This is a genomic window from Nocardia sp. CA-107356, from assembly GCF_050946365.1.
GTDB lineage: Bacteria > Actinomycetota > Actinomycetes > Mycobacteriales > Mycobacteriaceae > Nocardia.
In genome coordinates this window covers 156353-173368 of record NZ_CP191992.1, presented here as the reverse complement: position 1 = coordinate 173368, position 17016 = coordinate 156353, and the positions used below count along the sequence as shown (strand labels likewise).

15 protein-coding genes and 1 pseudogene are annotated in these 17016 nt (G+C 62.5%); 12 read left to right on the top strand and 4 right to left on the bottom strand.

Annotated elements, in window-relative coordinates:
• Positions 1-350: 350 nt before the first annotated feature.
• The 3 genes and pseudogenes from ACQP1G_RS00800 (at position 351) to ACQP1G_RS00790 (ending at position 2732) form a co-directional block, all read left to right on the top strand.
• Complete coding sequence (locus ACQP1G_RS00800) at positions 351-1604, top strand: TOTE conflict system archaeo-eukaryotic primase domain-containing protein (RefSeq protein WP_433197354.1); 1254 nt, start codon at positions 351-353, stop codon at positions 1602-1604.
• Positions 1605-1624: 20 nt separating this feature from the next.
• A pseudogene (locus ACQP1G_RS00795) lies at positions 1625-1732 on the top strand (DEAD/DEAH box helicase family protein); the annotation flags it as partial.
• 46 nt (positions 1733-1778) lie between these two features.
• Positions 1779-2732 carry a DEAD/DEAH box helicase gene (locus tag ACQP1G_RS00790; RefSeq protein WP_433197352.1) on the top strand — a complete coding sequence of 318 codons (954 nt, stop codon included), beginning with the start codon at positions 1779-1781 and terminating at the stop codon, positions 2730-2732.
• Positions 2733-2788: 56 nt separating this feature from the next.
• Here ACQP1G_RS00790 and ACQP1G_RS00785 read toward each other — a convergent pair whose 3' ends face one another.
• Together ACQP1G_RS00785 and ACQP1G_RS00780 are read right to left on the bottom strand one after the other, a co-directional pair.
• Positions 2789-3376 carry a nucleotidyl transferase AbiEii/AbiGii toxin family protein gene (locus ACQP1G_RS00785; protein ID WP_433197350.1) on the bottom strand — a complete coding sequence of 196 codons (588 nt, stop codon included), beginning with the start codon at positions 3374-3376 and terminating at the stop codon, positions 2789-2791.
• Complete coding sequence (locus tag ACQP1G_RS00780; RefSeq protein WP_063047351.1) at positions 3373-3579, bottom strand: hypothetical protein; 207 nt, start codon at positions 3577-3579, stop codon at positions 3373-3375. Before ACQP1G_RS00780 ends, ACQP1G_RS00785 begins: the two co-directional genes overlap by 4 nt.
• Before the next feature lie 217 nt (positions 3580-3796).
• Here ACQP1G_RS00780 and ACQP1G_RS00775 point away from each other — a divergent pair, with 217 nt between their 5' ends.
• From ACQP1G_RS00775 to ACQP1G_RS00765, 3 genes are all read left to right on the top strand, one after another.
• A complete protein-coding gene (locus ACQP1G_RS00775) occupies positions 3797-5182 on the top strand; it encodes an IS1380 family transposase (protein WP_433192986.1) in 1386 nt (461 codons plus the stop codon).
• Positions 5183-6302: 1120 nt separating this feature from the next.
• Complete coding sequence (locus tag ACQP1G_RS00770; RefSeq protein ID WP_433197348.1) at positions 6303-6815, top strand: DUF4365 domain-containing protein; 513 nt, start codon at positions 6303-6305, stop codon at positions 6813-6815.
• 312 nt (positions 6816-7127) lie between these two features.
• The gene (locus ACQP1G_RS00765; RefSeq protein ID WP_433197346.1) at positions 7128-8003 is read left to right on the top strand and encodes a hypothetical protein; all 876 of its coding nucleotides are present in this window, start codon (positions 7128-7130) and stop codon (positions 8001-8003) included.
• 188 nt (positions 8004-8191) lie between these two features.
• Here the strand turns inward: ACQP1G_RS00765 and ACQP1G_RS00760 are convergent.
• Positions 8192-9327 (bottom strand): IS3 family transposase gene (locus tag ACQP1G_RS00760; protein WP_433191779.1). Its coding sequence is split into 2 segments (ribosomal slippage): positions 8192-9066 and positions 9066-9327, totalling 1137 coding nucleotides; the frame shifts between segments, so codons are not numbered across the junction.
• Positions 9328-10320: 993 nt separating this feature from the next.
• On the opposite strand from ACQP1G_RS00760, the gene ACQP1G_RS00755 reads away from it, so the two are divergent.
• The 5 genes from ACQP1G_RS00755 to ACQP1G_RS00735 all read left to right on the top strand — a co-directional run bounded on the left by ACQP1G_RS00755 (position 10321) and on the right by ACQP1G_RS00735 (position 15671).
• Positions 10321-10833, top strand: coding sequence for a DUF4365 domain-containing protein (locus ACQP1G_RS00755; protein WP_433197344.1), 513 nt, complete (start codon positions 10321-10323; stop codon positions 10831-10833).
• 9 nt (positions 10834-10842) lie between these two features.
• Positions 10843-11910 carry a hypothetical protein gene (locus tag ACQP1G_RS00750; RefSeq protein WP_433197342.1) on the top strand — a complete coding sequence of 356 codons (1068 nt, stop codon included), beginning with the start codon at positions 10843-10845 and terminating at the stop codon, positions 11908-11910.
• A 22-nt stretch (positions 11911-11932) separates the two neighbouring features.
• Complete coding sequence (locus ACQP1G_RS00745; protein WP_433197340.1) at positions 11933-12541, top strand: hypothetical protein; 609 nt, start codon at positions 11933-11935, stop codon at positions 12539-12541.
• Between the two features lie 491 nt (positions 12542-13032).
• A complete protein-coding gene (locus ACQP1G_RS00740) occupies positions 13033-14775 on the top strand; it encodes a helicase HerA domain-containing protein (protein ID WP_433197338.1) in 1743 nt (580 codons plus the stop codon).
• Positions 14676-15671: an ATP-binding protein gene (locus ACQP1G_RS00735; protein ID WP_433197336.1), complete on the top strand. Its 996-nt coding sequence runs from the start codon at positions 14676-14678 to the stop codon at positions 15669-15671. The genes ACQP1G_RS00740 and ACQP1G_RS00735 overlap by 100 nt, the downstream gene beginning before the upstream one ends.
• Positions 15672-15832: 161 nt before the next feature.
• Here the strand turns inward: ACQP1G_RS00735 and ACQP1G_RS00730 are convergent, their stop codons facing one another.
• Positions 15833-16270, bottom strand: a complete 438-nt coding sequence (locus ACQP1G_RS00730; RefSeq protein ID WP_433197334.1) for a hypothetical protein — start codon at positions 16268-16270, stop codon at positions 15833-15835.
• A 541-nt stretch (positions 16271-16811) separates the two neighbouring features.
• Between ACQP1G_RS00730 and ACQP1G_RS00725 the strand changes: the two genes are divergently transcribed.
• Positions 16812-16967, top strand: a complete 156-nt coding sequence (locus ACQP1G_RS00725) for a hypothetical protein (RefSeq protein WP_433197332.1) — start codon at positions 16812-16814, stop codon at positions 16965-16967.
• The last annotated feature ends 49 nt before the right edge of the window (positions 16968-17016 follow it).

Sequence of the window (17016 nt, the reverse complement as noted above, 5' to 3'; positions counted from 1 at the left end):
GAGACCTTGATTGTCGTCTTGGTTTTCTCTACCTCAACCCTCGTTGTGGGGATAGGAAAGCTTGCAGCAGCCACCAGTTTGGCCACAACATCACCCGCCGTGCTGCCGCTCATACGTGCTGCGAACTCCAAGGATCTGTAGGTCTGATCGTCCACTTCGATGGTTACTCGGAACCAGATGCAGAGTCACGATTCGTATAGGCCGAATTTGCCGTCGCGGTCGGAGGCGGTGGGGTTGCGGGAGCAATCGCGTCGGTCGATTAGGCTTGTCCGCAACTCGAGCGGTGGCCGGAATGATCCACCCAATCCGATACCACCCTCAGCGGTAGAAACGACGGCACGGCACACTGGATGGCCGTGGAACGGTTCCCCGGCGAGCTCGAGGCCCTCCGTGCCGACAACGCCCGCCTGCGGCGGTTGCTCGACCTCACCGAAAACCAGGCGCGCGCAGCCGATCCGGACCAGACCGCAGTGTCGAACCCGATCGACATGCGTTCTGCTCCGGAAGCCAAGGTCCGGTTCTACCTCGACTTGTTCCGTTGCCGCCCCGATATTTACGCGATTCGCTGGGAGAACCCCCGGGACGGTCGATCGGGCTGGATGCCCGCGATCCGGGGACGTTGGCGCACCGGCATGTCGCGATCGGAGGCGTCGTACCTGCCGCTCACCGACGAGGTCGTCGCCGCCCATCTGCGCGGGGCGCACCATATCGGCTTGTATCCGCTGGGCGACGACGACACCTGCTGGTGGGTCGCCGCGGACTTCGACAAAGACACCGCGATGCTCGACGCCTTGGCATACCTCAAAGCAGCCCGCACCAAGGACATCCCCGCAGCACTCGAGGTGTCGCAATCCGGCCGAGGTGCGCATGTGTGGATCTTTTTCGCACAGGCCACCGCCGCTGCCCTGGCTCGACGGATCGCCACCGGCCTGCTCGCCGAGGCGATCCAGCTGCGCGGAAGCATGAATCTGTCCAGCTATGACCGACTGTTTCCGTCGCAGGACACGCACACCGGCCGCGGCATGGGCAATCTCATCGCCGCACCATTAAATGGAACCCGACGCCAGCACGGCACCACCTTGTTCCTGGATCCGGCCACTCTCGAACCCTTCGAGGACCAGTGGGCCTACCTCTCGAGCATCCCGCGACTGTCACCGAAACAAGTTGCCGCACTTACCGACACGCTGCCCGAACCAAAAGTCGGACACAATGTTCGGCGCCTGCAGCTGCCGACCTCTTCGCGGATCATGCCACGCCCGGCAGCCGTGGTGCGCGCAACATTCGCAGCCAGGCTCCAACTGACCGCTGCTGATCTGGGCCCCGCCATGATTTCGGCGGTCAAGCACGCCGCGTCCATCCCGAACCCCGAGTTCTACACCCGCCAGCGCGCCCGCCGAAGTACCTGGGACACACCACGATTCCTGCGCAGCTACGACGAAACCCTCGACGGCGACCTCGTCCTCCCCCGCGGACTATTGCCCTACTCACCACACTGGTCGAATCCGCCGACAGCACACTGCGAATCGAAGACAACCGAATCGAAGGCGACCCACAGTCGTTCCATTGCTCGGCGGAATTGCGGCCCGAACAGCAAGCCGCGGTAGACGACATCGAGGTCGACGACATGTGTGTAATTGTCGCACCACCCGGTACTGGCAAAACCGTCATCGCCTGCGCCGCAATCGCTTCCCGGGCCACGACCACATTGATCCTCGTCGACCGCAAAGCCCTGGCGGACCAGTGGCGGGTCCGGATCGCTGACCATCTCGGATTCAAGTGTGGACAAATCGGCGGCGGCCGATCCAAGACCACCGGCGTCATCGGTCGCCCTGCTCCCCACCCTGGCACGCCGTACCAACGTAGACGAACTCACCAACGGCTACGGATTCGTCATCGTCGACGAATGCCACCACATCGCCGCATCCGCCTTCACCGACGTACTCAACCAAATCCCCGCCAAATACTGGCTCGGACTCACGGCCACCCCCTACCGGCGCGACCAACTCGACGACCTGATCTACCACCAACTCGGCTCACGCACCCACACTGTCGACAGTCCCGCGGCAGGACAACTACAGACCAACGGTGAAACGCCTGCACCCCACCCCGTGCTCGAGATTCATCCGACGCAATTCGCCTACGACGGCGACGCCGATCCGTCCCAACCGGGCGGAATGGCCGAGATCTATCGGGCGCTGGTCGCCGACGAAGCCCGCCTAGAGCAGATCACCACCGACATCCAGACCGCGCACCACGCCGGCGCACAAATACTGGTTCTCACCACCTGGGTCAACCACCTCGAAGCGATCACCGACCGCCTCACCGACGCAGGCTGCCACGACATCATCGGGCTCCGCGGCGGCATGAAAGCCCGCGACCGCCAAGCAATTACGGAAACGATCCGCACCCGCCAAGCCAATGGATCACCGCTGCTACTCGTCGGCACCGGCTCGTTCATCGGGGAAGGCTTCGACTGCGCCGCCCTCGACACCCTCTTCCTCGCGTCCCCGATCTCGTTCAAAGGACGCCTCGTCCAATACGTCGGGCGCATCACCCGACCGCATCCCAATAAAACCACCGCCACCGTCCACGACTACTACGACATCCGTACCCCGGTGCTCGCATCATCACTGCACAAACGCGCCCCCGGCTACGTCACCCTCGGATTCCCCGACCCACGCAAACCCCACAACTGGAATACGGTCACAACGCCGCCGACAACAACTACATGAGCCATACGCACCCAAGCCGGGCAACGGAATTCGCTGAATGGCCGCGGTGAGATCTCTCAGCGGGCCGTGGTCAGTTCATGCAGCGACACCAGCAAGTCACGGTCACGGTTGAAGCCGCGTTCGGTGATCAAACGGACGGCGCTCTCAGCCTGCGCGATGTCCTCATGGGAGGCAGCTGCCAGCAGGCCATGCAGATCTGCGAGATCCTGTGGGCGCGAAACATCGTCTCGGGCCAACAGTTTGAGCGCGATGAGGTGGCCAGTAGTCGCGACCGGCAGCGTCAACCCGGGCACGATCTCCAGGTTCTCTGCGGCCCGCACGATCTCGGACTCAATTCCCGAACTGGCGAACAGGATGTCGACCAGGACCGATACGCCATCGATGGCGCGCTTCAGCCGGACGGTAGCCAGCCTGCCGTTATCGTGCTCCACCGAAGCATAGAATCCGTAGCCCTCGGCGATGAGTAGACGAACCAATTCCTCAGCACCGCGGTCATCTGCAACCGCCACCGCTACGTCAATGTCATGAGTAAACCGTGGCGCCGACCGTGCCGACACCGCAAAGCCACCCACGAGCGCCCAGGCGTAACCATGCCGACGAAGATCCGACGCCGCACGACGCAGCGCCGCCTCGAGTTGGTTCATGCGAACCGAGACGACGCATGGCCAGCTGCATCACCGAGTGGCGCGCCAGGACGTGAAAGCAGCCAGTCCTGAACGGCCTCGTCCACCTCCACCTCGGTGGCCTCCGGTCGCATCCGACGTATGCGGGCACGCTGCATACGCACACCGAACTCATACATCTCCAACGCGAGACGCAGCCGCTGGCCCGGCGATTCCTCTGCCACGATACCCACCCTACCGTCCGAAACAGCTCGAACCCCGGATCCCTGAAGACCTCCTTGCCGCCGCCTCGACCGATCAGACATGATGCAGTCCAGGTCTAGCCTCGCCCAGTCATGGAAATAGTCTCTGACCTGCGATAGAAATGGCGAAAGGTGCCCCGACCTGCGACAATTCGACTTGCGAAGGAAGAATTGATCGAAGTAGTGGAGCACCCTTCTGGTGGGCAAGTCTATCTCTGCGTATCCGCGGCTCGACATCGACGGTGACGGCTCGGGCGTGGCGTCACACACAGGCGCGGCGCTACTACTGCGCACTGCCGAGAAGACTGGGTTGACCAGCGGTTTATCGGAAAAGTTGAGGCCGTGGCGCAAACCGATGGCCATCCACGACCCCGGCAAGATCGTGCTCGATCTGGCGGTCACCCTCGCGATCGGTGGTGACTGCGCCGCGGACCTGGCGTTGTTGCGGGCCGAACCGGGTGTGTTCGGTTCGGTGGCCTCGGACCCGACCGTGTCGCGCACGATCACCGCTCTGGCCGCTGACGCACCGAAAGTGTTGGCCGCCATCGCTTCTGCCCGCGCCGACGCCCGCGCCCAGGCATGGATCCTGGCTGGATCCAACGCCCCCGATCACCGGATCAGCATCAACGATCCGCTGATCATCGATCTCGACGCCACCCTCACCGACGCGCACTCGGAAAAGCAACACGCGGCACCAACATTCAAGCGTGGCTTCGGATTTCACTCACTGTGGTCGTTCATCGACCACGGCCCGGCCGGGACCGGCGAACCCGCCGCGCCGATGCTGCGCCCGGGCAACGCCGGTAGTAATACTGCCGCCGACCACAAACGGGTCCTGTCCGATGCCCTCGCCCAGCTGCCGTGGCAGCCGTTATGGCGGGTCGGACGGAAAGTATTGGTGCGCACCGATTCCGGGGGCGGCACCCATGAGTTCCTCGACTACTGCCACCGGCGCAGGCTGCAGTACTCGATCGGGTTCACCCTCACCGACGACATCGTCACCGCCATGGACACCCACCTCACCGACCGCGACTGGACACCGGCATACGACGCCGAGGGCCGAGTCCGGCCCGGCGCATGGGTCGTCGAAGTCACCGGCATCACCGACTTGACCGGCTGGCCACCCGGCATGCGCCTGATCGTCAGGAAAGAACGCCCGCACCCCGGTGCTCAACTGCGGTTCACCGACCATGACGGATTGCGGTTGACCGCGTTCGTCACCAACACCACCCGAGGTCAACTCCCCGATTTAGAGTTGCGCCACCGGCGGCGGGCCCGCTGCGAAGACCGGATCAGAAACGCGAAAGACACCGGTCTACGGAATCTTCCGTTCCACGGGTTCGACGCCAACCGCATCTGGCTCGCGTTGGTCGCGCTCGCGTTGGACCTGACCGCGTGGCTGCAAACCATCGCCCTGCACGATCACGACGGACGCCGGTGGGAGCCGAAAACCCTTCGGCTACGGGTGTTTTCCGCTGCGGGGCGGATCGCCCGCCACGCCCGCAAGACCCGGCTACACCTGGCCCGACACGCGCCCTTCACCGACCTGATCACCACCGCCGCGGCTCGCCTGCAACCCGGCTGACCAGTAAGAACATTGTCCCTACAACCAAGGAAGCCATCCCTCCCGGGCTCGTGGAACCTGGCAGTCAGCCCGCTGCGCGGGCCGACTGCCCTGCCCAGGTCCGGGAAACTACGATCGAAGCAGCAATCCGAAGCCGCTCAAGCAACCACGTCAGCCCCGCGAAATATCGAGGCTAGCGACACGCATGGTTCTGACCACCAATCACCATCCATGGTTCATGCGATACCACGCCGACCAGAAGTCACGGGACCCAGCCAACATAAGGATCCGACAAAAGCCCATGATCAGCTCGCCTGGAGTGCCTGACAGCAATTTTGCATCAGCACGGATAACGAGACTCCAGACAGACCCAATCGCGCTGCCACACCAGGAAACCGCAAGCCAAAACGGAGGCAGCGATCACGTCCGACAGAAAGTCTTTACGGCGCAAACAGATCGAGCTAAAGTGTAGGCGAAGTGCGCTTCTGAACTCTCGCTATAATAAGAGCGGATGATGGGATTCGAAACCTGTTCCGGCGCTTCACAAAAGCCCTGGTCAATCGCCTGAGCTAACCCAAATATTGGGCCGCAACAGACCTTTCAGAACTTGTCAGTACATTTCGAGATTCAAAGCTACCACCTCGCTGGTGACCCCGTCACCACTGCCGTTGCCCGCCGCGATCTTCGGGGTGGTGACGACGTCACCACCCTCACCGGGTGCCGGGATGTCTCCCGCACCGGATCACGGGGGCTGATCCCAGACATTGGGTTGCACCGCCGTTGCGATACCTGCCCCTCAGCGGAAGCATTGCGACAGATCGGACTGGCTTGCCCGATCCCGAACGCTGCCCGACGGCAGGATGTCCGGCTTGGGGATGTTGTCGATGGAGCAGCATGCAAAGACTGCCCGGCTTCGAAAAATGATCGTGACCAGGCGGCTTCAGAGTTGCGGACGTCACTCGGTCGATCACTGACCTCAATTGAACAGCGATCGGATGATATCGACCGACCGCTCGGAAACGGATGGGCGGCAAAGACAGTCACAGATGGGCTACAGCTGGTGTTACCACACGGAAGCGCCCGGAGGAAGTTACCGTAGTTGAAGTAGATCTTGATTGCTCGGGTTGATGGGGAGGCCGCTGTGCAGGGGCAATGGTGCTTGGATCGCAATCAGCACCAAGGACACTATGGCGAGGGTTTCGTGCGTGCGCTCGCAGCAGCTGCGGGTCTGCAGGTGTGGAATCCACAACCGGACTGCACTGGGGTCGATCTGCAGCTGACTATTCCGAACGAGGACGACGACAGTGACTTTCCTTCGATCCAGGTCCAGGTAAAGAGCTGGTCAACACCAGAGGAACGGAACGGCTTCTGGCATTACAGGCGACTCAGCGAGAAACAGTTCAACGCCCTGGCCGGGAGGCGAAACATCCCGCGGTATCTCGTTGTGGTCATCGTTCCGGACAGCGCGGATAGGTACGCGCTGGCCGACAACTCGCGCCTGGCCCTCGCGCATGCTGCCTATTGGGTGTCGCTCGAAGGTGAGCAGCCTATCCAGAATGCACGCACGGATTCGTACCCGAGGATTCTGATCCCGCAGAACAACCTTTTGACCGTGAGCACATTGCTCACGCTGTTCGATCCGTGGAAGGGGTGAGCAGGCGTGAACGAACTCGCAGCGCCTGTCAGCTCGGTCGCATTGCGTAGTTACCTCGCCAGTCACGGCTGGCGGCGTGATGGCGTATGGCGTGGATCCAGCATGTGGAGTCGGAATCGTGCCCGCCTGCTCGTGCCCGAAAACGCCGAGTACGCGGACTATGACGAGCTCTTGCTTGTCGCGGTCAGCAAACTGGCGAACGCGGAGAATCGCACGACGCGAGACGTTGTCCTCGATATATCCGAACCGGATGACGATATGCCATCGTTCCATCTGCACCCGGAAACCGCATCCGGGACAATCCCGTTGCCATTGGCGCTGAAGTCGATGCAGGGCATACGTGACCTCTTCAAGGTGTCAGCGCAGACCGTTGAGTTGGGCGCAAAGCTGCACTACACGGGGCGAAGTTCGAAGTACGTTGATCACTTCATGCAGCGAGTGCGTATCGGCACGACGCGGCCGGGAAGTTACATCTTCGACGCGCGCGTGCCGATCATGGCGGCGGGCGAGCCAACGCTCGATCCGTCGCTGAACGGGGAGTTGAACGGACGGACAGTAATGACTCGGCTGTATGAGGCGACTCGAGCGGCGCATTCCGCTGCCGGCGAGGCGGTCGAACGGCGCATGTTCGATCGATTCGTGGAAGCAGTTCCGATCGGCGTGTCGTCCGACTTGTGCGCAGCGTTGGGGACGCTCGGCGGCGGTGCCAGGAACTGTTGTCCATTCGATGTCGAATTCACTTGGGCCCATGCCGATGCCGATGATCTCAGGCCGCTCACTGTGTCATTCGACAGTCCGAGGATCGGTGCTGTTATCTCCGCGGCCAAGGTCTTGGTTGAGGTTTTCAGATCTGGCCGTGCCACAGTCACGGGTCTGGTGGATATGTTGAGCTCGAGCGGTGACGAACTGCGCGTGCGGATCCGCGGAGACCTCGAGATGGGTAGCGGTTCCAACGGCATAGACGCTGTTGTCGCAGACGGCTCGGAGGACGCCGACCGGGACTCGGGTGGCCACAACGCGCCCGCCACACCAGTAGGAACGGTGTGGGTCGCGCTCTCGCCTGAGCAGTATCAGGCAGCGATTGACGCTCACCGCGACAAGAGACAACTCGAGGTGCACGGTCGCCTCATCCCAGACAGTCCACGTCTTCAAATAGCACCCGACCGCTCCGGTTTCCGAGTGCTGTGAGTCATGGCAGGACTTGCTCGTATCGCGCATCCTGCACGGTGAAAAGCTGCCGCTCAACAGATTCCGCGAGGCTCCGGTTGTCCAGGAGCAGCCCCAATTCGACGTTATGATGTTCGGCGCTACGGGAGAAGAACTTTTCAGTATGTTGCGAGGCACAAATGACTGGGCCCCGATGGCAGGTCCACCGGCTATGCGAGTTGTAGTTGCTGCTCGAACTCGGTCGGTACCCATTGCTCACGGAATGCTTGCGGGGTAAGGAAACCCAGCGATCCGTGTGGCCGGTAACTGTTGTACTCGATGCGCCAATCCTCGGCAAGGACCCGCACCTCGGTCAGGGAATGAAACACCTCGCAGGACAGGAACTCGTCGCGGAAACGCCCATTGAACGACTCACAGACACCGTTCTGCCACGGCGATCCCGGATCGATGAACGAGGCATCGACCCCGGTGAACCGGCACCAATCCCGCATCGCGTGCGCGGTCATCTCGGTGCCATTGTCCATGCGAATGTGCATCGGCTTCCGCCCGGTGGCCACGATGATCTCGTGGAGCACACCGACCAGCTGATCGGCGGTGCACGACCGGAATGCTCTGGTGGCCAAGGCTTCCCGCGTGAACTCGTCGACAATGTTAAGGAACCGGACTTGTCGACCGTCGACAGTGACATCGACCTGGAAATCCAGGGCCCACATCTGATCCGGGAACGACGCCTTCAGACGCTGATTCCGACCCGGCCCGATGCGGCGTTTCTTACGCACTCGACTCGGTCGCTTCAATCCCTCCTCACGCCAGAGTCGTTGGGTGCGTTTGTGGTTGGTTACCAGACCCTCGCCACGGCACAACGCGTGCGCCTTCCGCCAGCCCCACCGCGGATGACGCCGGGAGATCACGCGCAGCCGCTCCCTCAGCGTCCGTTCGACCTCGGCGACCGCGCGCGGCCGACGTTGCACCGACCGCGACTGCCCCACCACTCGGCAGGCGCGGCGTTGCGACACCCGAAACCGCTGCTGCAGAACCACCACGGCCCTGCGACGGCGGTCCGGGCTCAATAGTTTCCCCGGTTCACTTCCTTGAGCATGTCGATATCGAGGGCCTGCTCGGCGACCATCTTCTTCAACCGCGCGTTCTCGCGCTCCAGCTCTTTGAGCCGTTTCGCGTCGTCGGATTTCATGCCGCCGTACTGGGCTTGCCAGCGATGCCAGGAAGCCTCGGAAATCTCGAGGTGCTTGCACACCTCCTCGATCGAGAATTTCTCCCCGATCAGCTTCTCGCCCTCGCGCAGCTTGCGGATGATCTGCTCGGGGGTGTGTCGTCGTCGCGCCATGTCGTGATCTCGTCCTCCTGCACCCATTCTGGTGCATCAGAACTCTCACAACCGCTGGACCTGCTCAAAGGGCTCCAGTCACAAACCTACTGACCTGACCAATGTGAGCCATTACGGGTGCGAACGCGGATAGATATGTGCGGCAACTGTTTCGGGTTATCGCAACGAATCCCCTCAGATCCGTTGGATTCGGACCGCGAGCGTGGGCGCACGTCCCGCGAGGGTGGTACGCACACCTCTGCCCTGTAGACACACTCGCGGGCCTAATGCTCCGCGACCCGAACACTCTGACGGTCGAAGGGCCAGAGATTCGAATCAGGCCGATAGGCGTTCGGCAGGTGAAAACTATGGCGTGAACCGCTGATTTCACCGGGCTGTCGGCGATCGGCGCTCCGCTGGCGCGTCGGAGACCACCACGCACACCCCAAGCGTCAGCTCGGGTCGTTCGCTCGGCATGCCGCACTACCGCGTTCGTGCGGTGAAGATGCTCGGAGTTGCGGTTGGGGTTCGATGTGGACCGGCGGGCGGGGACGTCGAAGCCTGGCAACCGTCAGGCGAGCGTGAATCCGATCCCCGCTACGACGGGCCACAGCACACCCTCGGGAAGGCGAGGGCTCACCGGACGTATGCAATTCGGAATGAGCATGCGCCCACTTGGCTACATGAACTGCCCACCTGGCGTGTGTCGGGTCTTGACGACTCTGGATAGCTCGGACACAAACGCACTCATCGTTGACTCACGTTCCGCCAGTCGTTCCCGAACCAGCTCGTGTCGGAACTTATACATCGACCCAGGGGTAAAGAACACCGCGTGTGCAAGCGTCATCAAGGTCTGCGATCAAGTAAAACAGGTTCTCGACCAAAGGCTCTCGCGAAACCCCAACCACCATGTTGGATCGAGCGGGCCGAAAACGCAGGCCCGAAGACCACCCCGTCGCTACAGTACGAATAGGCACAGCGGGCCTATCGCTACTTGCTCGGAGGGGGTTTCCGGTGCTAGATCAGAACAACCACCAGGGCAAGTTCGGTGCCGACTACATCCGGGTCCTGGCGTCGGCGGCAGGGCTGATCTGGTCGCAGGATGACGTGGACCTCGACGCGGTCGATTTGTGCCTGAAACTGCCGGGGCGCACCCCACGCGGCTTCTCACCGCGGATCGACGTTCAGGTCAAGACCGTCCGCAAACTCGACGTCAGCGATGGACTGATCAATTACAGTCGGCTCAGCTACGCCCAGTTTAATAAGCTAGCAGGCACCGACTTCACCGTGCCGCGGTACTTGTTTGTCGTACACGTCCCACCCAGCATTGCTCTATACGCCGATCTGAGCACCTACGGACTGCTGCTGCGCCATATCGGGTATTACGTGTCGCTGAGCGACCAGCCACCGTTGCCCACATCGGATCCGAATCGGCACATCAGGGTGAAGATCCCACTGAGCAACGTGCTGACCGCAGAGAGCTTGCGGAGCCTGGTGGTCGGCAACGTCGTGCTCCCCATCGGATAGAACCCGCCGATGACGATGCCACCACGAATCGAGCACGTGACCGCATATCTGGCCGCCCGCGGATGGGCGGTCACCGGCCAGTGGCGCAACGCGAACGTCTGGAGCCGAAGCGAATTCGACGTCCTCGTCCCCCCAGCCGATACCATGGCCGACGCCGCAGAGCGGCTACGCGAGCTGGTGCGATGTGCCGCTGACGCCGAAGACCGCTCGCCCGAGGCGATTTGGCGCGACATGGCCACTCCCGCTGCCGATCTCGTGTCCTATCGCACTCAAACAGCGTTCGAAACGCTTACGCTGCCGATGGGCGCTGATGTATTGGACGCAGTGCGAGATCTCATTGCGATCAGCGCCAGAGAGTCATTGGGCGACAACCGAACCAGCCTCCAGGGAAGGCCACCGGAAGCAGTGCGCCTTCTGCTCGAGCGAACATTGCTATCGCTGAGCGAAGACACATTCGGACTCGACGTCCGGCTCCCGTTCGACAACGACCCCGAGCCACTCGGGCGCAGAACGGCGTTGCGTGTGTTGCAGATTTCTACGGCAGTGCTGTATGCGGCGCGTTCGTCAGTGACCGGCGCCTTCGAGCAAGTCATTCGGGACGGTGTCTCCGAAGCCGTGTGCAGCGCACTGGCAGTCTTGGCCGGACCGGATCGCATCGCATCCTTCGAATTGGGCTTCCGCTGGTCACAGCTGGCCCCACGAGATGATGTGGCCGTGACCTTCCCGCGCGGCGCGGGTGCCCGGATCCTCGCGGGCAGTCGAATCACCGAACCGACGGCGGATACCGTTTCAGCTGTCGTCGAAGGTCTCGTGACCAGCCTGTCCGACGATAAGGATGGCGACCGGTGGCGCATCAAAGTGCGCGGCTTCCTCACTACTGACGGCGCCGAGACCAACGGACAACGGCAGCTGGTGGCGGTGCGACTCAGCAATGCCGCAGACTACGCGGCCGCCTTGACCGCGCATAGGGATGGCCTAGTCGTGCGCGCAGTCGGCTTCCTCACCCGCACCCGACGGACGAGCGAAATCGACAGTGCAGCACAAGGATTCACCGTGACTGACCGCACGACATCATGATTGCGAAAGAACGGGAACAGACATGTCCGATGACCAGCTGACCCTGAGCGAGCGTTGCATCTTGCTCGTACTGATGGCGGAGGCTCGCGAGCTCACCAATGCCGAACTGTATTCCCGGGCCGGAGTAAAGCTCGACGGCAAGTATCGCAGGCACCTCAACGAACTCGGGCTGGTCGACAGCACTAAGGTAAACCGTGCGTACGTGCACGAGCTCACCGAACGGGGCACGATGTGGTGTGCTGCCGAGCTATCCAATGTCCGCCCTGCCCGGTCCGGCTGTACGGGTGGTGCGCTGTACGCGCTACTGGCTGGCTTAGGCCGCCATCTCGACGACACTGGGCACACGCTCGTCGAGGTCTTTCGGCCGGACGTCACAGGCCAGGTGGAAGCAGCCTACACAGCACTGACCCGCGGCAGTGGCGCTCCGGTGCGGCTCGCCATCCTACGAGAACGCCTCGACAGTGTGCCCAAAAACGAGATCGACCGGGCGCTAGAGCAGCTGGGCCGCCGCGAAGACGTCCATGTGCACGCGGAGGCCGATCAGAAGACGCTCACGGATCGCGATCGCCAGGCCGCGGTGGTGCTCGGCGGTACGGCAAGACATCTGCTGGCCATCGAGGTACCACAATGAATGATGAACAGCGAAGAGCGCTTTCAGCGATCCAATTCAGCAGCACGCTTGGCACCGACGGGATCTGGAGCTCGCTGAACTATCACGTAGACGGCTTGCACCCACGCGCAGTTGCAGCAATCGAACGGGCGGTGCGCGCCGCAAAGGACAGGCCGCGCAGCCAGCCAACCGGGCTGGTGCTCAGCGGCGAGCGCGGGGTCGGTAAGACTCACATGCTCGGTTGGCTGCGCCAGTTCGTACAGCAGCAGGGCGGCTCGTTCTTCATGCCTAAGTTGATCATCGGGGCATCGTTCTGGTCGGGTGCGGTCCACGGGATCGTCAACCAGATGCGTGGAGCCGACGGTGGGCAGCTGGGTCGGATGATCGATGCGCTCAGCGAGTACACCGAATGCGGCAAAGAGTTGCGGATCCGGCTACGCGGCACAATCCAGTTGAGCCGGCGGAATCTCGACGAATTCATCGACCGCGTCCGGCAGTGCGACTCACAGTCGATGCGCGACTACGAAGACACGCTTCGGGCGCTGGTGCTCTACCAGGCCAATAATCGCGATCTGCGCGACATCGGGCACGCTTTTCTGCTGTTGGAGGACGGTATCGAGGACTCGGACAAGATGAGGTGGGGATTCCGCAGCCGCCGCCGCGTGCCGCAGCAGATCTTCAACGACTTGTCCTGGCTCTTCGCGCTTACTGGACCAGTGGTGCTCGCGATCGACCAGGTGGATACCGTGATCACGCAATCCGGACGGACCGACGAGGTTCATCTAGCGAACGATCTCGCCGACGGCCTGATGAACATGCGCGAAGAGACAGTCCGCACCATCATCGTCGCCGCGTGCATCCCTAAGTCGTGGGAGCTCATCGAGCAACGTGCGGTGAACTCCGCCGCCGACCGCTTTACGGTGTTGAAGCTTAGGACTGCTATGCCGAGCGCCGACGTGGCTCGGTCGATCGTCGAACGTCACCTCGCGAGTCAATACGGCGAGATCGGTTTCGAACCACCGGCCCCATCCTGGCCAGTGGCGGCCAGCGCATTCGCCGACCCCGATGTCGCTCACTACACCCCACGGCAGCTGTTGAGGCAGGTAACCGACCATGTGCAGTGGTGCCTGGACCTCGACACGATCAGTGAACTCACGCATTTCGGCGGAACCATCGAGGACAGCTCCACGCCGCTGCCGGACACAAACGATCTGGGCACGTTCGACGCCGAATTCGCCCGGCTGCGCACGGCGGCAGACGTGGCTGCTCCTCTGGATCACCGTAGCGAGGACGAGCGCATGTCCGCTGTGCTGAATGCGGCCCTCCACTGTTATGCGCTCGAGCAACGTGGAAACGCCCAGGATCTGACGATCGATCCGCAGACGCGGGTCCAGCCGGCGCTGCATGCCAGGCTGCGCCAGACACTCGACGAGGCCAGCGAGGACGAGAAGCACTGGAGCTTTCGCGCCATCGGCCACACCAACGCGCGTGCAGTGCTTACTCGCCTGCGTTCAGCCTGGTTGGAAGCCGACATCCAGCCGGGCCTGAACAAGCGACACCTAGTGGTGGTGCGCAACATCCCGTTCTCGCAGGGACCGGTCACCAAACAGACACTGTCCGAATTCGAGGCAGCAGGCGGCCTCGCGTTGCCAATATGCGAAGACGACCTACGCACCTTTTCTGCACTGGAGAAAATGGCCGCCTCCGCCCGGGCCGGATTCTCCGGCTGGCTGATCGCGCGTCAGCCAGCCAGCCGATCCCAGCTGTTCAGCCAGGCTATCGGTAGCGCACTGACCGCCGCACTGCGGGCGGAACCGGCAGTCACAGCGGAGCCCACGATCACAGCAACGGCCACGGAAGCACTTGCAGATGACTCTGCCCAGCGCGATGAACTCGCGTCGACGGCACCTGCGTCAGCCGACAACGATGTACCGTCACTCTGCCTGGGCCGAAACATCAATGGTCGGGAATTCCGGATCCCCTTGGTGTTGCTCCGCAAGCATACGGCGGTATTCGCGGGCAGCGGGTCCGGGAAGACCGTCCTGCTCCGCCGACTGGTGGAAGAGGTTGCGCTGCATGGGGTGTCGTCCATCCTGATCGATAGCAACAACGATCTGGCGCGCCTGGGCGATCGGTGGCCACAACGGCCCGACGGTTGGGCATCGGCGATGCAAAGCGCGCCGAGGAGTACTTCGCGAGCGCCGACGTGGTTGTCTGGACTCCAGGACGGGAATCGGGCAGACCAATTGCATTGAACCCCTTGCCCGATTTCACGGAGGCAGGTGATGATCCAGATGAATTGCGGACTGCGGTCGATGCCGCAGTCGCGGGTTTGATCCCGAAGACAGGCCTGCCACGTGCGCAAGCACGCAGAGGCACGGCCGTGCTAACCGAAGCTCTGACGTATTTCGCCCACCAGGGCGGCGGCCAGTTGGACGATTTCGTCGCCCTGCTCGCCAATTTGCCCCAGGGGGTGAGCACAATCCGAAAGGCAGGACAGCTTGCCGAGGGCATGGCTGACGAACTACGCGCGGCCATGATCACCGATCCAGTGTTCCGTGGCGCCGGACACCGTTTAGACCCGGGCGCTTTGCTCGCCCCTGCAGTCGGCAAGCGCGCCAGGGTCTCGGTGATCAGCTGCATCGGCCTTGCGGACGGACAACCCGAAACCTTCGTCAACCAACTGCAGTTGGCATTGTTCGCCTGGATCAAGCGGCATCCTGCGGGTGATCGGCCACTCGGGGCGCTGCTCGTACTGGACGAGGCGCAGACCTTCGTTCCGGCGCAGCAGGCAGCTGCATCGAAGCAGAGCACACTCAGATTGGCCACTCAGGCCCGGAAGTATGGATTGGGCATGGTCTACGCAACCCAAGCACCAAAGGCACTGCACAACTTGGTCAGCGGCAATGCGGCCACGCAGTTCTACGGGCGACTGGGCGCCTCGGTACAGATCCGGGTGGTCGAAGAACTGGCGCGGGCCCGTGGCGGGCGAATCGACGACATCTCCAGCCTAGGCGCGGGCCAGTTCTACGGAGCAACCGAGGGCGCAACCTTCGCGAAAACCCAGACACCCATGTGCCTGAGCCACCACGGCGAAAGTGCTCTCACAGAGGAGGAGGTACTCGAGAGGGCCCGGCGCACGACTCAGTGATCTATCGGCAGTACCAGACAGCCAATGGCAATTCGGCCGAATTAGCTAGGAATCAGTTGGAATATCGGCCGTCGCGAAGTGGCACCGAAAAAGCCCAGCCTGAGCTGGGCTTTTGGTTGGCCTAACGCCAATGCCGCGCAGTTTGGCGGGTGGGTTTGATGTCAAGTGGGTGGTTTTCGCAGGTTGATGGTGATGTCGATGCTGGAGTAGTTGGTGCGGTCGATGGTGCCTTTGGCGCGGTGTTTGGAGATGGCGCGTTTGACCACGCGGGGGCTTTGCCGGGGTCGGCGGGTGGGTAGTAGATCGTGCAGGACTGCGCGTCCGATGTCGCCGACCAGGTCGATCGCGCCGCTGGTGATCACTGCGGCGGCGTGGACGACCTGGTCGCGTGCGGTGTTGAGGGCGATGGTGAAGCTGCTGTGCAGGGGTGTGGCGGCGGGGTCGGTCGCGGTGGCGTCGGCGATCGCGATGCGCAATGTCTGGTAGGTGCACAGCAGTGCGTTGACCTCTTGGGTGATCCCGGCAGGGGTGCGGGCACGCAGTACTCGCCCGCCATACGGTGTGATGATTGGGTGAACTCCGCGATGTCGGCCCAGCAAAACTGATCCAGCCGTTCGGTTTCCCAGCCGTCGACGCTGTGCTTATTCTTGCGGCGACGCTGCCAGACCACGCCGTTCTGGTAGACGAACACCCCGTTGCGGTCATCGTTGCTCGCTTTGTGCGACGCCCGCATCAGAGCTGCGGTCACCCCGGAGCCGGTCGCGTCGGAAGATTCCGGGAATGCGGCGATCAGCGGCCCTAGGTCAGCTGCCTCGACAGCGTGCGCGACCTCGACAGGAATGCTGGTGATGTCGGCCATATTCTCCCCGTGCGGCGAAACAGACTGCACTGTAACATGATTCATGAGCCGTTCAACCGCTCATAGGGCGGGCGCAGGCACGTAGCGACTGGGAATCGTCACCCCAAGGTCCATGTTGCGATAGACCCGCGGGCACATGCCGCTTGGTGACCACCTGACCGGGAGACACGCGTACCACAGCATTCGACCGGTAGATCGCCACTGCATGCGCCCTACAACCCGAATCCTCCTGGCCTAGAACCCAACTGGCGAAACTTCTCACCCGCTGGTGGAATCCGATCATGGCCAACTGGCCATGTGCCGTAACCAATGTTCACCGCGACCCCAAAGCGTGCTGCGGCTGCGGCGCGGGTCTGATCTGCGGAACCGAGGTCGGGGTGGAGCGCCGCCAGGTGTTCGACCGCGAGTTGGCCGGTGTCGCCGATACCGCCCTCTAAGGCCGGTGGTGCTGGGCCACCCAGGCCGCCGACGCCCTGGCCGACATCA

Excerpts from the sequence above, each read along its gene's own strand:
- ACQP1G_RS00800 (WP_433197354.1), top strand. The coding sequence starts at position 351 with ATGGCCGTGGAACGGTTCCCCGGCGAGCTCGAGGCCCTCCGTGCCGAC.
- ACQP1G_RS00785 (WP_433197350.1), bottom strand. The coding sequence starts at position 3,376 with ATGAACCAACTCGAGGCGGCGCTGCGTCGTGCGGCGTCGGATCTTCGT.
- ACQP1G_RS00750 (WP_433197342.1), top strand. The coding sequence starts at position 10,843 with ATGACGATGCCACCACGAATCGAGCACGTGACCGCATATCTGGCCGCC.
- ACQP1G_RS00745 (WP_433197340.1), top strand. The coding sequence starts at position 11,933 with ATGTCCGATGACCAGCTGACCCTGAGCGAGCGTTGCATCTTGCTCGTA.
- ACQP1G_RS00740 (WP_433197338.1), top strand. The coding sequence starts at position 13,033 with ATGCGCGACTACGAAGACACGCTTCGGGCGCTGGTGCTCTACCAGGCC.
- ACQP1G_RS00725 (WP_433197332.1), top strand. The coding sequence starts at position 16,812 with ATGGCCAACTGGCCATGTGCCGTAACCAATGTTCACCGCGACCCCAAA.